Source organism: Thioalkalivibrio sp. ALMg3 (assembly GCF_000381225.1).
Taxonomy (GTDB): Bacteria; Pseudomonadota; Gammaproteobacteria; order Ectothiorhodospirales; family Ectothiorhodospiraceae; genus Thioalkalivibrio; species Thioalkalivibrio versutus.
Genome location: NZ_KB906221.1, coordinates 150247 through 168863, shown reverse-complemented (window position 1 = coordinate 168863; position 18617 = coordinate 150247). Strand labels below are relative to the sequence as shown.

Here is an 18617-nt window from a genome sequence, read left to right as displayed (position 1 = left end):
CGGGGAACAGGCGATTTCGGAAGTGTAGGGAATCGCGTGCCAATGTACACGGTCGCAGCCGGCTGCCAGGGCCGCCTGCATGTAGCCCCGCCGTCGGGCAGGGCGTAGTGTAGGAGGTTCACCCCAAGAGGCCCCGTTCATGTGGCTCGAGACCCGTTGTGACTTCGAGTTCGAGATCGTCGAACCCACGCCGTTTGTGCTGATGCTGCGACCGCGCAGTGGCCCGCTGCAATGGGTCGCGCGCGAGGAATATCGCCTGGTGCCGACGGCGCCGGTGTCCGAGTTCGTCGACATCTACGGCAACCTCTGCCAGCGCCTGATCGCGCCGCCAGGGACGTTCTTCATCCATACCGCGGCGGAGGTGCAGACGGCCGAGGCCCTCGACCGGGCCCCGGGCGCACCGTTTGTCGAGGTGCAGTCCCTGCCGGATGCCGTACTGAGTTATCTCCTGCCGAGCCGATTTTGCGAATCGGATCGCTTCAACCTGATGGCGACCGAAATTACTGCCGGCCAGTGGCTGGGTTACGACCAGGTGGCGGCCATCGAGCAGTGGCTGCGCGAGCGCATCGAATATCTCCCGGGGACCAGCGATATCCCGATCTCGGCCGCGGAGGTGAATCAGCGCGGGAGCGGGGTGTGCCGCGATCTGGCCCACCTGGGCATCGCGCTTTGCCGCAGTCTCAGCATCCCGGCGCGCATGGTGGTCGGGTACCTGCACGGCCTGCAGCCGATGGACATGCATGCCTGGTTCGAGGCCTTCGTCGGCGGGCGCTGGTACACCTTTGATGCGACCCAGGCCGAGTTGCGGGGTGGCTACGTGGTGGTCGGCTATGGCCGCGATGCGGCCGACGTGGCGGTCTATAACCAGTTCGGCCTTCCGGTATACCCGACCCGCCACGACGTCGACGTCCGTCGAATCGAAGGGCCGAACTGAGGCGTTGGAGCAAGCGCACGCGGCCCGTTTTCCGGATGAGCGGAAGGGGTTTGTGCCACTGGTCTTCCCGGGGTGTGGCCGGGCATCAAAGTGCCTGATCGGATTTGTGAAACACGGGTCTTGGAAGGGGGCTCGGTGGTCCGCAGCGGCCGTGTCGGGGGAGCCCCGGCCTGAAAAGAAGGGCCGGATGGCGTATGATTGGCGGCCTTTTTGCGGCAGCGCCCCAAGTAGCTGGCGCGCCGAAATCCGCTGAATCCAAAGCTTTGAACGGGAGACCCGAATGTTTTCGATCGACATGAGCATCAACGGCTACGACGACGACCTCTGGAATGCCATCCGCGACGAGTCACAGCGTCAGGAAGAGCACATCGAGCTGATCGCGTCGGAAAACTACACCAGCCCGCGCGTGATGGAAGCGCAGGGTTCGGTGCTGACCAACAAGTACGCCGAGGGCTACCCGGGCAAGCGCTACTATGGCGGTTGCGAGCACGTCGACGTGGTCGAGCAGCTGGCGATCGATCGCCTCAAGCAGCTCTACGGTGCCGACTACGCCAACGTGCAGCCGCATTCCGGCTCCCAGGCCAACGCCGCGGTGTACATGGCCCTGCTGCAGCCGCATGACACCGTCCTGGGCATGAGCCTGGACGCCGGCGGCCACCTGACCCACGGTGCCAAGCCGAACTTCTCCGGCAAGATCTACAACGCGGTGCAGTACGGCATCACCGACGAGGGCCTGATCGACTACGACGAGGTCCAGCGCCTGGCCACCGAGCACCAGCCGAAGATGATCGTCGCCGGCTTTTCCGCCTATTCGCGCGTGGTCGACTGGAAGCGCTTCCGCGAGATCGCGGATAGCGTCGGTGCCTACCTGATGGTCGACATGGCCCACGTCTCCGGCCTGATCGCCGCCGGCGAGTACCCCAACCCGATCGACCACGCCCATGTGGTCACCTCCACCACGCACAAGTCCCTGCGCGGGCCGCGTGGCGGCTTCATCATCTCCAAGGGGCAGCCGGAACTGAACAAGAAGTTCCAGTCGCTGATCTTCCCGGGCACCCAGGGTGGGCCGCTGATGCACGTGATCGCCGGCAAGGCGGTGGCGTTCAAGGAGGCCCTGGAGCCGGAATTCAAGACCTACCAGAAGCAGGTGATCGCCAACGCCCGCGCGATGGCCGAGGTGCTGGTGGAGCGTGGCTTCGATATCGTCTCCGGCGGTACCGACAACCACCTGTTCCTGCTGAGCCTGGTCGCCAAGGGCATGACCGGCAAGGCCGCGGATGCCGCGCTGGGCCGTGCCAACATCACGGTCAACAAGAACGCCGTTCCGAACGATCCGCAGTCCCCGTTCGTGACCTCCGGCATTCGCATCGGCACCGCTGCGCTGACCACTCGCGGCTTCACCGAGTCCGAGTCCCGCGAGCTGGCCGGCTGGATCGCCGACGTGCTGGATGATCACGAGAACGAGCAGGTGATCGACGCGACCCGCGAGAAGGTCCTCGAGATCTGCCGTCGCTTCCCGGTGTACGGTCACGGCGAATAACCACCGCCAGTTGGCCGGCTGACGGGGCCCGGGATGCGCTGTCCGTCCTGTCATGATCAGGACACCCGCGTGGTCGATTCGCGGGTGGCCGGCCCGGAGCAGGAACAGATCCGGCGCCGGCGGCAGTGCCGTGCCTGTGGTGCGCGCTTTACCACCTTCGAGCGGGCGGAGTTCAGCCTGCCGCGGGTGGTCAAGCGTTCCGGTGAACGGGTCGCCTTCGACGAGGAAAAGCTGCGCAGCGGTCTGCGCCGGGCACTGCACAAGCGCCCGGTGAAGACCGATGATGTCGAGCGCGTGATCGACGACATCAAGCGCCAGCTTTCGGCCGTCACGGCCCCCGAGGTGAAGTCCGACCGCATCGGCGAAATGGTGCTGGCGGCCTTGCACGGGCTGGACCATGTGGCCTATATCCGTTTTGCCTCTATCTATCTCAGCTTCGCCAGTGTGCAGTCCTTCCGTGAGGCGATCGAACGGCTGGAGGATGACCTCAGCCCGGAGATGCGCCGTTCGCAGATGCGCCTGATCGACGAGGAGGCGACCGGAAACGCCCCGGAATCCGCGGCGGACGGGCGGGCCACCCCCGAGACGGACGGCGGCTCGCAGGAGGGGATGTAATGGAAGCGCCGACGACCGAGCAGGTCATTGCCGACCGCCGGCACATGGCGCGCGCCCTGAAACTGGCGGATTACGGCCGCTTCACCGCGGATCCGAATCCGCGGGTGGGCTGCGTCATCGTGCGCGACGGCCGGGAGGTAGGCGCGGGCCTGCACTGGAAGGCCGGCGAGGTGCATGCCGAGGTGAACGCGCTGCAAGCGGCCGGTGAGGCCGTGCAAGGCGCGACCGCCTACGTGACCCTGGAGCCCTGCAGTCATCAGGGCCGCACCCCGCCGTGTACCGATGCGCTGATCCGGGCGGGCGTCGCGCGGGTCGTGATCGCGATGCTGGATCCGAACCCACAGGTATGCGGGGGCGGGATCGATGCCTTGCAGGCGGCCGGTATCCGGGTCGACAGCGGCGTGCTGGAGGCCGAGGCACGGGCGCTGAACCCCGGCTTCGTGCAGCGCATGGAGCAGGGGCGCCCCTGGGTGCGGGTCAAGCTGGCCGCGAGCCTGGACGGGCGGACGGCCATGGCCTCCGGCGAGTCGCAGTGGATTACCGGCGAGGCGGCGCGGCGCGACGTGCAACTGTGGCGGGCGCGGGCCGGGGCGATCGTCACCGGCAGTGGCACCGTGGTCGGCGATGACCCGCGCCTGAATGTGCGCATGAAGCCGTTTGATCTGGCTGCCCATGCCGGCTTCCCGGATGACCCGCGTTATCACGATCTGCCGACCCGACAGCCACTGCGCGTCATCCTCGATGCGCGCCTGCGCACGCCCCCGGGCTCGCAGATCCTGCGTGACGGGCCGGTCTGGATCCTCACCAGTCCCGATGTGGTGGGCTCGCCTGCGGCGGATGCCCTGCGCGGCAAGGGTGCCGAGGTGCGGGCCGTGCCGCTGGCGGAGGAATCTGCCGAGGGCGGGCTTGATCTGGGTGCGGTGCTTACGGAGCTGGGACGGGCAGAGGTCAACGAGCTCCACGTGGAATCCGGACCCGGCCTGGCCGGTGCGCTCGCCCGCGGTGGCTGGGTCGACGAGTGGCTGATCTACCAGGCGCCGTTGCTGATGGGCTCCAGCGCCCGTCCCCTGGTGGAGTGGCCACTGGCCCGCATGGCCGAACGCGCCGAACTCGAAGTCATCGACACCCGCTGGGTCGGCGATACCCTGCGTCTGCTTGCCCGTCCGCGTTCGTAAGGGCTTGTTTGCATCACGAAGCGCACGACGACAGGAAGAGCGGGCAGGGCAAGTAGCAAGAGCGATCGACAGGAAGACGGGGAGGATGATGGAGCTCGAGGCGCGGCAATCCAACGCCTCGGTGCCGGATAAACCATAGGGCCCCCTGTTCGGCTTCGTTCTAAGCGCCTTCCGATCTGCAATCGCCATTGACCTGCTTCGTGGCTTCGTGGGCTTCGTGATGGCCCTTGAAGGACTTGCGAGGACCGGCGTTGCCACTATAAACGCCCGGGTCGTGGTGCGAATTCATTAGCGTTTCCCTATGATGGGGCGCCTGTGGCCCGGCATTGTGCTCCGGACCCGACCGAACGAGTGGACATCCATGTTTACCGGAATCATCGAGACCCTTGGCAGCCTGGAGCGCCTCACCCCCAGCGGGGGCGATGTGCGCTTGCACGTCAATGCGACCGGGATGGACCTGTCGGATACCCGCCTGGGGGATTCCATCGCGGTCAACGGCGTCTGCCTGACGGTGACCGATCTGCCGGGCAATGGCTTTGCCGCCGATGTCTCGCGGGAGTCGCTGGATGTCACCACGCTGGGCCATCTCGGTCCGGGGGATCGGGTGAATCTCGAACGTGCGCTGGCGCTGGGTGATCGCCTGGGCGGGCACATGGTGTCCGGGCATGTCGACGGTGTGGGCGAAGTCGTGGCGATGGAGCCGGACGCGCGCTCCACCCGCGTGCGGTTTCGCGCGCCGGCGGCGCTGGCTCGCTACATCGCGGCCAAGGGCTCGATCACCATCGACGGCACCAGCCTGACGGTGAACCGGGTGGACGGCGCCGAGTTCGAGGTGAACATCATCCCGCACACCTGGTCACTGACCCGGTTTGCCGTGTACGCAGTGGGCACGCCGGTCAACCTGGAGGTGGACCTGATCGCCCGCTATCTGGAACGCCTGATGCTGGGCGATCGCGCGGCCGAGCCGGGCGGGCAGGCGGGCGATCTGTCCGAGGCCTGGCTGGCCGAGCAGGGCTTTCCCAATCACTCCGGTTCGCGCGACTAACTGCGCAGCCGAAAGCAGGAACCTATGGAATTTTCCAATACCGAAACCATCCTGGAAGAGCTTCAGGCCGGACGCATGGTGGTCATCGTCGATGACGAGGATCGCGAGAACGAAGGCGATCTGCTGATGCTCGCCTCGCACGCGCGCCCGGAAGACATCAACTTCATGGCCAAGTACGGCCGGGGGCTGATCTGCCTGACGCTGACCCGCGAGCGCTGCAAGCAGCTGGCGCTGCCGTTGATGGTGACCGACACCAACGACGTGCACGGCACCAACTTCACGCTGTCGATCGAGGCGGCCGAGGGCGTGACCACCGGCATCTCCGCCTACGATCGCGCGCACACCATCCGCACCGCCGTGGCGCCCAATGCGACGCCCGAGGACATCGTCCAGCCGGGCCACGTGTTCCCGCTGATGGCGCAGCCGGGCGGGGTGATCGTGCGGGCCGGGCATACCGAAGCCGGCTGTGATCTCGCGCGCCTGGCCGGGGCCGAGCCGGCCGCGGTGATCGTCGAGATCCTGAACGAGGACGGCAGCATGGCGCGGCGTTCGGATCTCGAACGCTTCTGCGCCGAGCATGACCTGAAGATGGGCACCATCGAGGATCTGATCCGCTACCGCATCGAGAACGAGAAGACGGTCCGGCGGGTGTCCGAGCGTCCGTTCCCGACCGAGCATGGCGAGTTTCGCCTGCTGGCGTTCGAGGACGAAGTGGACCACGAACTGCATTTTGCCCTGGTGCGTGGCGAGCCAAAGCCGGACCAGGACACCCTGGTGCGCGTGCATCTGGAGAGCACGCTGTGCGATACCCTCGGTTATGCCGGTCCGGATCGTGGTTGGCCGCTGGATGATGCCCTGCGCCGGATCGACGAGGCGGGCGCGGGTGTGGTGGTGGTGCTGCGCAAGCACGAGAGTGGCAACGCCCTGGCCCAGCGGCTGGAGAATATCGGTCAGCCCGCGCCGGAGGAACGCAGCGGGCGCGAGAACTCCGCCGAATGGCGCATGTACGGGATCGGCGCACAGATTCTCGCCGACTGCGGCGTCGGGCGCATGAAGCTGATGTCCGCGCCGAAGCGCTTCCACGGCCTCGGGGGCTTCGGCCTGGAGGTGGTGGACTACGTCCACGAGTAGACCGACGGCGGTGCTACACTAGCGCCATTCGAAAACGGGGCCCGCGGGCCCTTCATCAGCCCAACCGGAAGTTCATCATGTCCGAGATCAAGACCCTGGAAGGCGTATTCACCGACGCCGCCGACCATCGCTATGGCCTGCTGCTGGCGCGCTTCAACAGCCTGATCGTCGAACGCCTGCTGGAAGGGGCCGTGGATACCCTGAAGCGTCACGGGGTGCAGGAGACGAACCTGACCATCGCCCGTGTGCCGGGTGCCTATGAGCTGCCGCTGGCGGCGCAGGCCATGGCGCGTTCCGGGCAGTACGATGGCGTGATCGCCCTGGGTTGCGTGATCCGTGGTTCGACGCCGCATTTCGATTACGTCGCGGGCGAGGCGGCCAAGGGCCTGGCGCAGGTGCAGATGGCGGAGGACCTGCCGATCAGCTTCGGTGTGCTGACCACCGACTCCATCGAGCAGGCGATCGAGCGCGCCGGCACCAAGGCCGGCAACAAGGGCGCCGATGCCGCCATGGGCGCGATCGAGATGGTCAGCCTGATGCGCCAGCTGCGCGGCTGATTCCGCACTGCCTACCCAGTGTTATCCGTCCACCCGAACAGGCTTGCCGTGACTGAACCCTCTGATCCCCGCCCCGAAGGTGGTGCCCCGCGCAAGGATGCCGATGCCGGCAAGTCCGCTCGGGCCCGGCGCCCGCGTAGCACGCCCGAGCAGCGCGCGCGGCATGCGCGTTCCTTCGCGCGCCGGCGCGCGATGCAGGCGCTATATTCCTGGCAGATCACGGGCGCCCACCCGAAGGACATCCTGGCCGAGTTCCGCGACGACGAGGAACACGGCAAGGCGGATGCCGAGTACTTCCGCGAACTCCTGATCGGCGTGACCGCTGACCGCGAGGCCCTGGATGCCCGCATGGAGCCGTACCTCGGCCGTCCGCTGGATCAGCTCGATCCGGTGGAGCACGCCCTGCTGTGGTTGGGCCAATGGGAGTTGGCCGAACGCATGGAGGTGCCCTACCGGGTGGTGATCAACGAGGCCGTCGATCTGGCCAAGCGCTATGGTGCCGAGCAGTCGCATCGCTACATCAACGGCGTGCTGGACCGGCTCTCCGCCGACCTGCGCGGCCCCGAGCGCTCCACCCCGCGCTGACCCCGGGCGGGTCAGCACTACGGCCATGGCCGGCCCCGATTCCGAATTCGATCTGATCCAGCGCTACTTCGGGGCTCCGGTGCGGGCCACCGGGATGGCGGAAGGCGTTCGTCTCGGCATCGGAGACGATGCCGCCCTGCTGGCCGTGCGTAGTGGCCACGAGCTGGCCGTGACCGTCGACACGCTGGTCGAGGGCACCCACTTCTTTCCTGACCACCCGCCGGCAAGCGTCGGCCACAAGGCCCTGGCCTCCAATCTCAGTGACCTGGCCGCGATGGGGGCCGAGCCGTTGGGCGCGGTGCTGTCGCTCACCCTGCCGCGTGTGGATCATGACTGGCTGGCGGGCTTCAGCCACGGCTTTCTGGCCCTGGCCGAGGAGGTCGGGATCCCGCTGGTGGGTGGGGATACCAACCGGGGTCCGCTGGCGATCAGCGTGACGGTCCTGGGCGAGGTGCCCGTCGGCCAGGCCCTGCGGCGGGACGGTGCCCGGCCTGGCGATCGCCTGGTGGTTTCCGGTGCGCTGGGCGGAGCGGCCTGCGGGTTGGCCCACGAGACGCAGCGGCGTGCAGAGGGGAGTCCCGTAGACGCCTCGAGCCCCGCCTGCGCCCGGCTGTTCTGGCCCGCGGCGCGTCTGAGTCTGGGCCGTGGTCTGCGCAACCGCGCACGGGCCGCCATCGATATCTCCGACGGCCTGCTGGCGGACCTGGGCCATCTGTGTGCCGCCTCGGGTTGCGGTGCGCGAGTCGACTGGCCCAGCGTCCCGCGCGACCCGCTGCTGGCGGAGGTGTCCGAGCAGCAGGCTCGCGCCTGCGCACTGAGTGGTGGCGAGGACTACGAGCTGCTGTTCGCCCTCCCGCCGGGGGAGTCGCTGGACCTGCTCGCGTTCAGCGTGGACGTCCCGCTGACTGTGATCGGCGAGTGCACCGAGGGTGCGGGTGTGGTGGTGGAGGACGCAAACGGGCAACGGCTGGACGTGGCGCGGGCGGGCCACGATCATTTCGCGAACACAGAATAAAGAATAGGGACAGGGGAGCCATGTCGGAGCAGAAGATCCGTAATCCGAAGATGCCATCGGTGAAGACCGTGTTCGGCGATCCCATTCACCTGTTGGCGTTCGGCTTCGGCAGTGGCCTGTCGCGCTGGGCACCGGGCACCACCGGCTCGCTGGGTGCACTGGTGCTGTACTTCGCGATCATGAATTTCCCGGAGTGGGCCTATCTTGCGATCACCGTGGTCGTGGTGATGGCCGGCTTCCATATCTGTGGCGAAAGTGCGCGCAAGCTGGGCGTGCATGACCATCCCGGCATCGTCTGGGACGAATGGGCCGGCATGCTCATCACGCTGGCGTTTGCCCCGGCGGGGCTGATGTGGGTGGTCGTCGGCTTCCTGCTGTTCCGGGTGTTCGACATCCTCAAGCCCTGGCCGGCGAACTACTTTGATGAAAAGTGGCACGACGGCCACGGGATCATGATGGACGACGTCGTGGCGGGCCTGTACGCAGGGTTCGCGCTGGTGATCCTGGGTGGGCTGTTCCAACAGCTGGTGGTCGAGGCTTAGGGAGACGCTGAACCGTGTTTCCCTGGACGTGATGGACTTGGCAGAGTCACAGGCTGCCGGGAACCATGGGTACGCGCGGACGCCTCAGGGGCAGGCAACGACGCAAGGAGTGAGTGGCATGAAGTCCCTCTTTCGTTCCCTGACGCAGGTTGCGGTCATGGGCGCCGTGCTGGCGTTCGGTGGCGCGCAGGCTCAGCCGTCGGGCGGGCCGCCGCCCGGATCTCCGGGCGCCAGTGGCGACACGCCCGCGGCGGGCAATTGGCCGCCCGGGCATGGTGGGACCCCGCCGGGGCAGCGCCGCGGCGACTCGCGTCCCGATCAGCGCCTGGATCTCCCGCGGGCGCCCGGTTCATCCTCGGCGCCGACTCCCGACGATCCGCCGCTCCCGGACCCGTCCGACCCTCCGAAACCGCCGACGCCACCGGCACCGAACCTGCCAGGGCTTTGATCAGGCTTTAATCCGCACTTCCCTGGCGCGGGCGCCATGCGGCGGGTGAGGCGGGAGCCATCAGGACGGCATAGGCAGCCGTTGCCACGATGACGCCCAGCAGAGGAGGTACCACGGGTGCGTAGTACGCCGCGGCGGATCCCGCCGCGTACGCCAGCAGGCCGGGCCAGTGGAACCCGGGCAGGCGGGCCGAGCCCAGGCGGGGGTATTGCCCGCGATGGCGCAGCCAGAAGTCGGCGACGATTACGCCACCGAGCGGCGGGATGAAGGTCCCCAGCAGGATCAGGAACGGCACCAGATAGTCATGCATCCCGGCGACCGCGAGGGCCGTCCCGATCGCTGCGCCGAGTACGGTGACCAGCCGCCGGCGCTGGGTGCGCAGCAGATTGCAGCCGGCCACGCCGAAGTTGTAGATGGTGTTGTCCTGGGTGCTCCAGATGTTCAGCAGAAGCATCAGTACCGTGATCGTCACGAAACCCTGGGCCAGCATCACGTGGACGATGTCGGCCTCGTGGTAGATCAGGGCGCCGAGCGCGCCGGTCAGCACCATTAATCCGTTCCCGAGCACGAAGGCCGCCAGGGTCGCGATGACCGCAATGCGCGGGGTGCGGGCGAAGCGGGTCCAGTTGGTGGCGAGGGTTGCACCGCCAACAAAGGTGCCGATCACGATGGTGAGGGCGGCGTGGAAATCCATCTCGGTGCGCGGGTCCTGACCAAGCAGGCCGCCGGGGCCGCCGGCGTCGCCGATCCCGATGAACAGCGTGAACAGGATGAACAGGAGCATGACCGGTACCGCGACGCGGGAAAGCCAGTCGAGACCGCGATAGCCGATCATCGCGGTGATGCAGAAGGCGAACCCGAATAGCACCATCAGCCCGACTTCCATTGGTTCCGGCAGTGCGGTGGTCTCGACCAGGATGATCGCGACGGTGGCCGTGCCCCAGGCGTACCAGCCGATCTGGGTGAACGCGAGGATGACGTCGGAGAGTTTGCTGCCCCATTCCCCGAAGCAGAAACGCCCCATCAGGACCGTGTGCAGTCCGCTCTTGCAGCCGATGTAGGCGAGCGTGGCCGCGTAGGTCCCCAGTAGCAGGTTGCCCAGTGCGATCACCAGCATCAGCTCGCCGAAGCTGAACGCCAGGCCCAGCGACCCGCCGGCCCACAGGGTCGAGGTAAAGAAGGTGAACCCGAACAGCACCACGGCCATGGACCAGAAGCCCTTGCGGGCATGGTCCGGTACTTCGCTTAGGGGGTGGTCGTTGTGATTCACGCGCACGGCCGGTCGGAAGACCGCACGAGTGTACCGGCCACAGGGTTACCGTGCCGCGTGTCCGAGCTCGCGCATCTTCTTCAGCCAGCGTTCGCGGGCGGCGGCATCACCGCCGTTCTGCCCGATCAGGGTGTGGCGGATCGGGCCGAAGCCGCAGAAGCGGAAGATGTTGCGTTCCAGGCTCTTCAGGCTGTGGGCGCCATAGAACCAGCGGTAGGCCAGCGCCGGCATGCCCATGGTGACCACGATGCGTACCGAGCGGCCCTTGAGCCGCGTGTGGCGCAGGCGGTTCATGTCGCCATCGCCGACGAATGCCGGGCGCAGGGTCTGTTCCAAGAAGCCCTTGACCAGGGCCGGCATATCGCCCAGCCAGAGGGGATAGATCAGGACGATGTGGTGGGCGACCTCGATCAGTTCCTGCGCCTCGAGGATCGCGGGCGGAACGGTCTCGTCGACAAACTCGGCCTGGTTCTTCAGCAGTGGAAAGTCACGGTGGGCAATCGTCAGGGTGTCCACCGCGACGCCGGCCTTCTCGGCCCCTTCGCGGTAGGCATCGGCCAGCGCGTGGTCGAGGTGGCCTTCGGCCGGGTCGGGGTGGCCCTGCAGGATAAGGATGCGCGTCATGCAGCTGTCCTCGTGCCGGGAAGACTTCTCTTCAAGCCTAGATTAGATGACGGGGCTTGTTGCGACGCAATGGTTTTCTGCCGGGCGGGTCTCGCCTACGATTAGGGTGCGAGTTGCAGCGCATTGCGGCTTCAGCACACGGAGGCGAGATGGCATTCGATCCGGTTGTACTGTTCTTCCTGCTGGGCGCCATTGCGGGCCTCGCCAAGTCGGATCTGAAGATCCCGATGGCGATCTACGAGGCGCTTTCGATCTATCTGTTGCTGGCGATTGGCCTGATGGGCGGGGTCAAGCTGGCCGAGAGCGAGCTGTTGCCCTTGCTGCTGCCGGGGTTGGCGGTGCTGGCGGTAGGTTCGTTGATCCCGCTGATCGCGTTCCCGGTTCTGCGCTGGGTGGGGCGCATGCCGCGGGCGGACTCGGCCTCGATCGCGGCGCACTATGGCTCGGTCTCGGTGGTGACCTTCTCGGTCGCCGTGGCCCTGCTGGCTTCGCGCGGGATCGATTACGAGGGCCACATGGTGGTCTTCCTGGTGCTGCTGGAGATGCCGGCCCTGATCATCGGCATCCTGCTGGCGCGCATGGGCAGCAAGGGCCCGACGCGCTGGGGCAAGACCATGCACGAGGTGTTTTTCGGCAAGAGTATCTTCCTGCTGGCCGGCGGCCTGGTGATCGGTTTCATCGCGGGTCCCGTGCACATCGAGCCGCTGGAGCCGATGTTCTTCGACCTGTTCAAGGGCGTGCTTGCGCTGTTCCTGCTGGAGATGGGGCTGGTCGCCTCCAGTCGCATCGCCGACGTGCGCCAGTACGGCTTCTTCCTGGTGACCTTCGCGATTGTGATGCCGATTGTCTCGGCCGTGCTGGGTACGCTGCTGGGGTATGCGCTGGGCATGTCGATGGGCGGTACGCTGTTGCTGGCGACCCTCTATGCGAGTGCCTCCTACATCGCCGCACCGGCGGCCATGCGTATCGCGGTGCCCCAGGCCAATCCGGCGCTTTCGATTGGGGCCTCGCTGGGGGTCACGTTCCCGTTCAATATCTTCCTGGGTGTGCCGCTCTATTTCTGGATGGCCCAGACCCTTTATTCGCTGGGAGGCTAGCGCGATGGAATCCGATGACATGCATCTGCTGACGGTGGTGGCCGAGGCGATCCTGGAGGAGATGCTGATCGACGAGGTGCGCGGCATGGGTGCGGCCGGCTACACGGTGACTGACGCGCGCGGCTGGGGCCGGCATGGCAAGCGCCGGGGCAACTGGCGCCAGGGTGGCAATATCAAGGTCGAGGTGGTGGCTTCGGCCGAGTTGTGCGATCGCATCGCAGCCCGGTTCAAGGAACAGTACGAGGCGGACTATGGTTTGTTGATGTTCACCGTCCCGGTGGCGTTGAAGAATTAGGGACGCACCGGGTCCGGGGAATCGAGTTTCCATGGAGTGAAGTGTTTCGCGGAATTTCCGGGAACTCGACTGTCACCCTTGGGGGGCGCGGGGTCTGGCTGCTATCAAGGGGGCCTGAATGAACGGCGTTACAGCCCGCAGGAGGCTCCCAATGACGAGATTTCGTAGCACGGCCCTGGCCATCGCGCTGGGTTCACTGTTTGCCGCCGGTTCGGCATACGCGCAGGCCCCGCAACATGGGGACCCACAGGGCGGAATGGGCCAGGGTATGCCGCCCGCCGAACAGGGTGCCCCGCCGGCCGGTGGTCAGCAGGTCCCGGGCCAGGGCGGCATGCCGCGCGGCCAGGGTCAGGAGCGTGGGCAGGGCATGCCTCAGGGGCAGCCGCCGGAGCAGCCCGGCCAGCGCAGGCAGGGGCAACAAGCTCCCGGGCAGATGGAGCGCGGTGGCCAGCCGGCACCTGGGCAAAGCGGAGCGCCGACTCCGCCCCAGGGACAGGGCCAACCGCGTCAGGGACAGGGTCAACCTCAAGGACAGGGGCAGCCCCAGGATGCGCCCCCGTTGGGACAGCAGCGCCAGCCCCGGGGCGAGGATGCACCGCCGCTGGGCGAGGGAACACCGACGCGACCGGGTACCGGAACCCAGCCAGCCGATCCGGCAGACCCCGCCCAGCCAGCCGACCCTTCGGCAACGGATAACCTTCCGCCTCTCGATTGATCCGACTCTCGCGGCCGCCGCTGGCCTGCCGCGCGGGCGGGCTGGTCAGGTCCGGGCGAGGATGCGGTAGGGCCCGGGATGGCCGTCTTTTCCCGACTCGATCAGCGCAATCGTGTCCGCCAGCCAGCGCAGGGGCGGTTCGATGCGTTCGGTGTCGGGTGGCGCGGCGTGGCGTCGCAGGGACACGTGGGGTCGGAAGGGGCGCGGCGGGCCGAGGTCGATACCGCAGTCGTTGCACAGGGCATGTGCCTGCTCGGCGAGGTCGGCCAGTGCGGCGGGCGGCTCGGCAGGAGCGGCCCAGGTGATGCGCGGCCCGGTGAAGTGACCCAGATGGTCCAGGGTCAGGTCGATCGGCGCGCAGGCGAGTTCCGTGATGCGCCCGGCCAGACAGTCGGCCTGTCCGACCGGGATCGTTCCGGCGAAGGCCAGCGTCAGGTGCAGGTGATCGCGCGGGACCGGTCGGCCGGGGCCGTCGAGTTCCTGGCCGAGGCGGGCTAGTGTGGCGCGTGTGGGGTCGTCGGGCCACAGGGCCAGAAAGACCCGCCGGGCTGCGGGGGATGCGGCCACCGATTCAGCCGCGCGGGCGGGGGAGATTCTCACGCTGACGGCGTTCCCACAGGGTCTTGCGGCTGATGCCGAGGGCCCGGGCCAGCTCGGTCTCGGTCATGCTGCCCTGGTTTTCCTGCACGAAGTGCCGGAAATACTCGTTCAGGCTCGAGCCCTTGCCCTTGCGGGTCGGAAACGCGGGGTTGGGGATCTCGTCGTCCCGGGCCGGGGTGCCCGTCGAGAGTCCCATGTGGTCCGCTTCGATGCAGCCATCCGGGCTCAGTACCCACCCGCGTTCCAGGGCGTTCGCCAGCTCGCGCACGTTGCCGGGCCAATCTTGCGACTCCAGGGCCTGGCGTGCCGCGTGTGACAGTTGTGGCACTGGCCCCGAACCGGCCAGTGCCTCGAGGAAATGCCGTGCCAGGGGGATGATGTCCTCGCGCCGTTCGCGCAGGGGCGGGATGGACAATTCCAGGACCCGCAGGCGGTAGTAGAGATCGGCACGAAAGGCCTGTTCCTCGATCATGGCCTCGAGGTCGCGGTGGGTGGCCGCCAGCAGGCGTACATCCACCTTCAGGTTCTCGTTGGACCCGACCGGGCGGAGCTCGCCATCCTGCAGGACCCGTAGCAGGCGGGCCTGGGCCGCGGGTGCCAGTTCGCCGATCTCGTCCAGGAACAGCGTGCCGCCGTGCGCGCTCTGGATCAGGCCGGTGCGCGCCTTGACCGCACCGGTGTAGGCACCCTGGGCGTGACCGAACAGCTCGGCCTCGACCAGACCCTCGGGGATGGTGGCGCAGTTGACCGCGACGAACGGGCCGCTGGCGCGCGGGCTCAGCTCGTGCAGGGCGCGCGCGGCGAGCTCCTTGCCGGTACCGGACTCGCCGCGCAACAGTACGGTGGAATGGGTCATGGCCACGCGCCGGATCTGATCACGCAGCTGCTGCATGGCCGCGCTGTCGCCGACCAGGCCCAGCCCGGGGCGGGGAGACGCATTGCTACCCGCCTCGGCCGTTTCCGGGGCGGGGCGGTCGCGCTCGGCGCGTGCGCGCAGCGCGGCACGCAGGGTCAGCAGCAGGGCGTCGTGATCGAAGGGCTTGGCGATGTAGTCGGCGGCCCCTTCCTTCATCGCGTTGACCGCCGAGGGGACCGATGCGTAGCTGGTCATGATGACCGTGGGCGTGTGGGCGAATTCCGGCAGCAGCTCGATCCCTTCGCCATCCGGCAGGCGCAGATCCACCAGTTGCAGATCGTAGGGATCGGCGGCTGCCAGCGCCCGCGCCTCGGCCAGGTTTTCGGCCACGCCGACCTCGAAGCCGTGATGCTCCAGGAACCGCCGCACGGCGCGGCGGATCGGGGCTTCGTCGTCAACGAGCAGGATGCGGGTCATGAGTCGTCGCGTGGCAGAGTCAGCAGGAATCGAGCACCGCCCTCGGGGCGGTTGGCGGCCATCAGGGTACCACCGTGGTCGCGCACGATGCTGTAGGCCACTGGCAGCCCCAGGCCGGTGCCCTGGCCGGCCGGCTTGGTGGTGAAGAACGGCTCGAACAGCCGTTCCAGGCTGGATGCGTCGATTCCGGGGCCGGCGTCGTCGATGGTGACCTGAACATGCCGTCCGTGGAGTCGGGCCGCGATGGCGACGGTGGCGTTTTCGGGCGAGGCCTGCTCGGCGTTGGTCAGCAGGTTGATGAACACCTGCAACAGCGTGGCATGCGAGCCGCGGACGTGCAGCCCCGCGAGACCCGAGGTCGTGAATTGCAGGTCGTTGCGCCCGGCCAGGCGCATCAGGCGGATGGCCTCGGCCACGAGCTCGTCCAGTGCGATGGTCTCGAAGTGTCCGGCCGATGGGCCTTCGTCGGCGTGGGCAAAGGTGATCAGCGACTGCACGATGGCGTTGATGCGCCGTGTCTGGGCGAGGATGTCGTCGGCGATGCCGTGGATCTCCTGCGGGTCGTCCTCGAGGGGCAGGGTCTGCGCCAGCGAGGCGATACCGGTCAGTGGGTTGCCGATCTCGTGCGCGACCCCGGCGGCAAAGCGGCCGATGGAGGCCAGGCGATCGCCGTGGGCGATCTCGGACTCGAGCTGGGCGCGTTCGGTCACGTCCTCGATCAGGACCACGCGGCCTTCCACTTGACCCTGGGCATCCTGCAGTTCGGAGCGGTGCAGGTTCAGGCGGCGGTTGCCGGTGGGCAGATCCACGTTCAGCTTGTACCACTGGCGGTCCGGGCTCTCCAGGAAGGCGGTCAGCAGGCCGCTCCAGGGGCTGTCGAGCTGGCGGATGTTCTGGCCCACGGCGTCTTCCGTGGCGACCTGCGTGAGCTGCGCCAGGGCCTGGTTCCAGCCGGTGATCTCGCCGGTATTGGTAAGGCTGGCTACCCCCAGCGGGAGCTCGTGCAGGATCTGGCGATGAAAGCGGCGCAGGGCGTCCAGCTCGGCCGCCAGGCCGGACAGCGGCAAGGGGCGGGTCTCCAGCTGTTCCTCGATCCGCCGCAGGCTTTCGCTCAGGGTGTGGCGCCCGGCGGCATCCAGGCGCAGGTGCTGGTCGACGATCATGCGAGCCAGTACCGGCCCCAGCAGGCCGGAGAGATTGCGCTCGATGCGCTCGCGGAGGTGGCGCAGATCGCCGCGCGACCGCGTATGGCGTGGCAGGCCGAGATCATCCAGGGCGCGCTGGACCTCGTGGCGCGCGGTGCCCGGGCCCAGGGTGGCCGCCAGCGCGGTCTCCATCTCGGTGACGTCGCCCGCCAGCGGCAGGCCCGCGCCGGGGGCGGTGGATTCGTTGGGGCAGCAGGCCCGGCCGGCCTCGGCCTCCTCGGGGTTGGGCCGGGTCAGCAGCGAGCCGACGACGAACAGGACCGCGTTGACGCCCAGGCTCAGCATCAGCGCAAAGGTCCACGGGTCCAGCATCTCCGCGTGCAAGAGGCGTTGCGGGTCGGGCAGGGCGGTCGCGATCCCGGCATCCGACAGCAAAGGCATGACGAGGGTGAACGCCCAGCCGGCAATCCCGGCTCCTAGGCCCAAGAGAAATCCGACCCGGGTCGCCTGTTTCCACAGCATCAGGCCGATCAGGCCCGGCAGAAGTTGCGCCACCGCAGCAAACGAGATCAGCCCCAGCTGCGCCAGGCCCTCGACGACCTGCAGCAGGCCGTAGAAGGCATAGCCGAGCCCGATGATGAACACGATCCAGATGCGCCGCCCCCAAAGCAGGCGGGTGTAGAGGTTGGCGCTGCGCTCCTCTTCGTGCAGTCGGGTCAGTGGCGAGAGGTAGTTGGTGCCCATATGGGCGAGCGCCAGGGTGGTCACGATCATCATCGCGCTGGCGGCGGACAACCCACCGATGAAGACCAGCAGGGCGAGGCTGGGCGACTCCAGCAGCCCGGCGATGCCGATGGCGTAATAGTTGGGCGAGATGCCAAGCCCGGCTGCCTCCCCGGCCCAGTAGAGCACCGGCATCGGCAGGTTCAGCAGCAGCAGGAATGCGGGGAACGCCCAGGCCGCGGTGTTCAGTGCCTGCGGGTTGATGTTCTCGGTGAACAGCATGTGGAACTGGCGTGGCAGCAGGAAGGCGGCCGCGAAGGCCAGGATCATCATCGCGAACCAGCCGCCCTGGCGCACCGGCTCGTACAGCGCATCGACCGCCTCGGGATGGGCGGCCAGCCAGTCGTTCAGCCCGCCGAGGCCGCCGAACACGGCGTACAGCGCCACGGCGGCAATCACGAGGATGGCGAGCAGCTTGACGATGGACTCGAAGGCGATGGCCAGCACCAGACCGGCGTGCTTTTCGCGCGGGGCGATGTGGCGGGCGCCGAACAGGATCGCGAACAGCGCGATGGTGCCGCTGAAGGTCAGGGCGAGCAGATGCGGCGGGGTCTCCGCGGTCAGCACGGCGGCGGACTCGGCCACGGCCTTGATCTGTAGCGCGATGTACGGGAGTACCCCGGCGAGCATGAACAGGGCGACCACGGGCCCGGTGAAGCGGCTGCGGTAGCGAAAGGCGAACAGGTCGGCCAGCGAGGTCAGCTGCTGCTCGCGGGTCAGGCGCAGGAGGGGGCGCAGCAGCCAGGGGGTGGCGGCGAAGGCCAGGGTCACGCCGAGGTAGATGGTCAGGTACAGGTAGCCCTGGTCGGCGAGGAAACCAAGGTTGCCGTAGAAGGTCCAGGACGTTGCGTATACCCCCAGCGACAGACTGAACACCCAGCCATTGGCCGCCAGTCGGCCTACTCGGGGGACGCGGTCGGCCAGGAACGCTATGCCGAATAGCAGGGCGAGGTAGGCCACCCCGACCGCGTAGATCAGACCCAGGCTAAGGGTCACGGCGCCCGCTCCGGCTCAGTGCCGCGATGGCTACGACGAACAGCGCCCAGGCCGTGAAGGGCCACCACCAGGCAGGACTCAGGTAGGCAACCCAGAGGACCAGCGGGCTCAGAAACAGCAATGCGCCCAGCAGGGCGATCAGGATGGCGCGAGGGGCGTCCATCGTCAGCCG

General features: G+C 67.6%; 19 protein-coding genes. 12 read left to right on the top strand and 7 right to left on the bottom strand.

The window, feature by feature from the left end:
* Nucleotides 1-139 precede the first annotated feature (139 nt).
* The 10 genes from F622_RS0104680 (at nt 140) to F622_RS0104630 (ending at nt 9139) form a co-directional block, all read left to right on the top strand.
* Entirely contained in the window at nt 140-934 is a 795-nt protein-coding gene (locus tag F622_RS0104680) for a transglutaminase family protein (RefSeq protein ID WP_018176384.1), read from the top strand.
* Between the two features lie 280 nt (nt 935-1214).
* Complete coding sequence (glyA, locus tag F622_RS0104675; protein WP_019571437.1) at nt 1215-2474, top strand: serine hydroxymethyltransferase; 1260 nt, start codon at nt 1215-1217, stop codon at nt 2472-2474.
* Nucleotides 2475-2507: 33 nt separating this feature from the next.
* On the top strand, nt 2508-3089 hold the full coding sequence (gene nrdR, locus F622_RS0104670; RefSeq protein WP_018176383.1) for a transcriptional regulator NrdR: 582 nt from the start codon (nt 2508-2510) through the stop codon (nt 3087-3089).
* The gene (ribD, locus tag F622_RS0104665; RefSeq protein ID WP_019571436.1) at nt 3089-4264 is read left to right on the top strand and encodes a bifunctional diaminohydroxyphosphoribosylaminopyrimidine deaminase/5-amino-6-(5-phosphoribosylamino)uracil reductase RibD; all 1176 of its coding nucleotides are present in this window, start codon (nt 3089-3091) and stop codon (nt 4262-4264) included. The genes nrdR and ribD overlap by 1 nt, the downstream gene beginning before the upstream one ends.
* A gap of 361 nt (nt 4265-4625) precedes the next feature.
* Nucleotides 4626-5309: a riboflavin synthase gene (locus F622_RS0104660; RefSeq protein WP_018169398.1), complete on the top strand. Its 684-nt coding sequence runs from the start codon at nt 4626-4628 to the stop codon at nt 5307-5309.
* Between the two features lie 24 nt (nt 5310-5333).
* On the top strand, nt 5334-6440 hold the full coding sequence (ribBA, locus tag F622_RS0104655) for a bifunctional 3,4-dihydroxy-2-butanone-4-phosphate synthase/GTP cyclohydrolase II (RefSeq protein WP_018169399.1): 1107 nt from the start codon (nt 5334-5336) through the stop codon (nt 6438-6440).
* Between the two features lie 77 nt (nt 6441-6517).
* Nucleotides 6518-6997: a 6,7-dimethyl-8-ribityllumazine synthase gene (ribE, locus tag F622_RS0104650; RefSeq protein WP_018169400.1), complete on the top strand. Its 480-nt coding sequence runs from the start codon at nt 6518-6520 to the stop codon at nt 6995-6997.
* A gap of 48 nt (nt 6998-7045) precedes the next feature.
* On the top strand, nt 7046-7582 hold the full coding sequence (gene nusB / locus F622_RS0104640; protein ID WP_019571435.1) for a transcription antitermination factor NusB: 537 nt from the start codon (nt 7046-7048) through the stop codon (nt 7580-7582).
* A 25-nt stretch (nt 7583-7607) separates the two neighbouring features.
* Nucleotides 7608-8597 carry a thiamine-phosphate kinase gene (thiL, locus tag F622_RS0104635; RefSeq protein WP_019571434.1) on the top strand — a complete coding sequence of 330 codons (990 nt, stop codon included), beginning with the start codon at nt 7608-7610 and terminating at the stop codon, nt 8595-8597.
* A gap of 20 nt (nt 8598-8617) precedes the next feature.
* Nucleotides 8618-9139 (top strand): phosphatidylglycerophosphatase A, encoded by a 522-nt coding sequence (locus F622_RS0104630; protein WP_018146099.1) that lies wholly within the window; start codon nt 8618-8620, stop codon nt 9137-9139.
* Between the two features lie 455 nt (nt 9140-9594).
* Here the strand turns inward: F622_RS0104630 and codB are convergent, their stop codons facing one another.
* Together codB and F622_RS0104620 are read right to left on the bottom strand one after the other, a co-directional pair.
* The gene (codB, locus tag F622_RS0104625) at nt 9595-10857 is read right to left on the bottom strand and encodes a cytosine permease (RefSeq protein ID WP_019568505.1); all 1263 of its coding nucleotides are present in this window, start codon (nt 10855-10857) and stop codon (nt 9595-9597) included.
* A gap of 45 nt (nt 10858-10902) precedes the next feature.
* Nucleotides 10903-11481 carry an NAD(P)H-dependent oxidoreductase gene (locus tag F622_RS0104620; RefSeq protein WP_018146097.1) on the bottom strand — a complete coding sequence of 193 codons (579 nt, stop codon included), beginning with the start codon at nt 11479-11481 and terminating at the stop codon, nt 10903-10905.
* Between the two features lie 149 nt (nt 11482-11630).
* On the opposite strand from F622_RS0104620, the gene F622_RS0104615 reads away from it, so the two are divergent.
* Together F622_RS0104615 and F622_RS0104610 are read left to right on the top strand one after the other, a co-directional pair.
* On the top strand, nt 11631-12578 hold the full coding sequence (locus F622_RS0104615) for a sodium-dependent bicarbonate transport family permease (protein ID WP_018169409.1): 948 nt from the start codon (nt 11631-11633) through the stop codon (nt 12576-12578).
* 4 nt (nt 12579-12582) lie between these two features.
* The gene (locus F622_RS0104610) at nt 12583-12873 is read left to right on the top strand and encodes a hypothetical protein (protein ID WP_018169410.1); all 291 of its coding nucleotides are present in this window, start codon (nt 12583-12585) and stop codon (nt 12871-12873) included.
* A 193-nt stretch (nt 12874-13066) separates the two neighbouring features.
* On the opposite strand, the gene F622_RS0104605 is transcribed toward F622_RS0104610, so the two are convergent.
* The 5 genes from F622_RS0104605 to F622_RS14100 form a co-directional block, all read right to left on the bottom strand.
* Nucleotides 13067-13291 carry a hypothetical protein gene (locus tag F622_RS0104605; protein ID WP_018146094.1) on the bottom strand — a complete coding sequence of 75 codons (225 nt, stop codon included), beginning with the start codon at nt 13289-13291 and terminating at the stop codon, nt 13067-13069.
* Between the two features lie 342 nt (nt 13292-13633).
* A complete protein-coding gene (gene thpR / locus F622_RS0104595) occupies nt 13634-14155 on the bottom strand; it encodes an RNA 2',3'-cyclic phosphodiesterase (RefSeq protein ID WP_018169412.1) in 522 nt (173 codons plus the stop codon).
* 4 nt (nt 14156-14159) lie between these two features.
* Entirely contained in the window at nt 14160-15521 is a 1362-nt protein-coding gene (locus tag F622_RS0104590) for a sigma-54 dependent transcriptional regulator (RefSeq protein ID WP_019562756.1), read from the bottom strand.
* Entirely contained in the window at nt 15518-18445 is a 2928-nt protein-coding gene (locus F622_RS0104585; RefSeq protein WP_019571432.1) for an ATP-binding protein, read from the bottom strand. Before F622_RS0104585 ends, F622_RS0104590 begins: the two co-directional genes overlap by 4 nt.
* The gene (locus tag F622_RS14100) at nt 18435-18608 is read right to left on the bottom strand and encodes a hypothetical protein (protein WP_018146090.1); all 174 of its coding nucleotides are present in this window, start codon (nt 18606-18608) and stop codon (nt 18435-18437) included. The genes F622_RS0104585 and F622_RS14100 overlap by 11 nt, the downstream gene beginning before the upstream one ends.
* Nucleotides 18609-18617 lie beyond the last annotated feature (9 nt).

Bases quoted from the DNA above. Each gene is read 5' to 3' on its own strand.
- thiL (WP_019571434.1), top strand. From the start codon at position 7,608: ATGGCCGGCCCCGATTCCGAATTCGATCTGATCCAGCGCTACTTCGGG.
- glyA (WP_019571437.1), top strand. From the start codon at position 1,215: ATGTTTTCGATCGACATGAGCATCAACGGCTACGACGACGACCTCTGG.
- F622_RS0104590 (WP_019562756.1), bottom strand. From the start codon at position 15,521: ATGACCCGCATCCTGCTCGTTGACGACGAAGCCCCGATCCGCCGCGCC.
- F622_RS0104620 (WP_018146097.1), bottom strand. From the start codon at position 11,481: ATGACGCGCATCCTTATCCTGCAGGGCCACCCCGACCCGGCCGAAGGC.
- ribD (WP_019571436.1), top strand. From the start codon at position 3,089: ATGGAAGCGCCGACGACCGAGCAGGTCATTGCCGACCGCCGGCACATG.
- F622_RS0104660 (WP_018169398.1), top strand. From the start codon at position 4,626: ATGTTTACCGGAATCATCGAGACCCTTGGCAGCCTGGAGCGCCTCACC.
- F622_RS0104630 (WP_018146099.1), top strand. From the start codon at position 8,618: ATGTCGGAGCAGAAGATCCGTAATCCGAAGATGCCATCGGTGAAGACC.
- F622_RS0104680 (WP_018176384.1), top strand. From the start codon at position 140: ATGTGGCTCGAGACCCGTTGTGACTTCGAGTTCGAGATCGTCGAACCC.
- ribBA (WP_018169399.1), top strand. From the start codon at position 5,334: ATGGAATTTTCCAATACCGAAACCATCCTGGAAGAGCTTCAGGCCGGA.
- ribE (WP_018169400.1), top strand. From the start codon at position 6,518: ATGTCCGAGATCAAGACCCTGGAAGGCGTATTCACCGACGCCGCCGAC.
- F622_RS0104615 (WP_018169409.1), top strand. From the start codon at position 11,631: ATGGCATTCGATCCGGTTGTACTGTTCTTCCTGCTGGGCGCCATTGCG.
- F622_RS0104610 (WP_018169410.1), top strand. From the start codon at position 12,583: ATGGAATCCGATGACATGCATCTGCTGACGGTGGTGGCCGAGGCGATC.
- nrdR (WP_018176383.1), top strand. From the start codon at position 2,508: ATGCGCTGTCCGTCCTGTCATGATCAGGACACCCGCGTGGTCGATTCG.
- F622_RS14100 (WP_018146090.1), bottom strand. From the start codon at position 18,608: ATGGACGCCCCTCGCGCCATCCTGATCGCCCTGCTGGGCGCATTGCTG.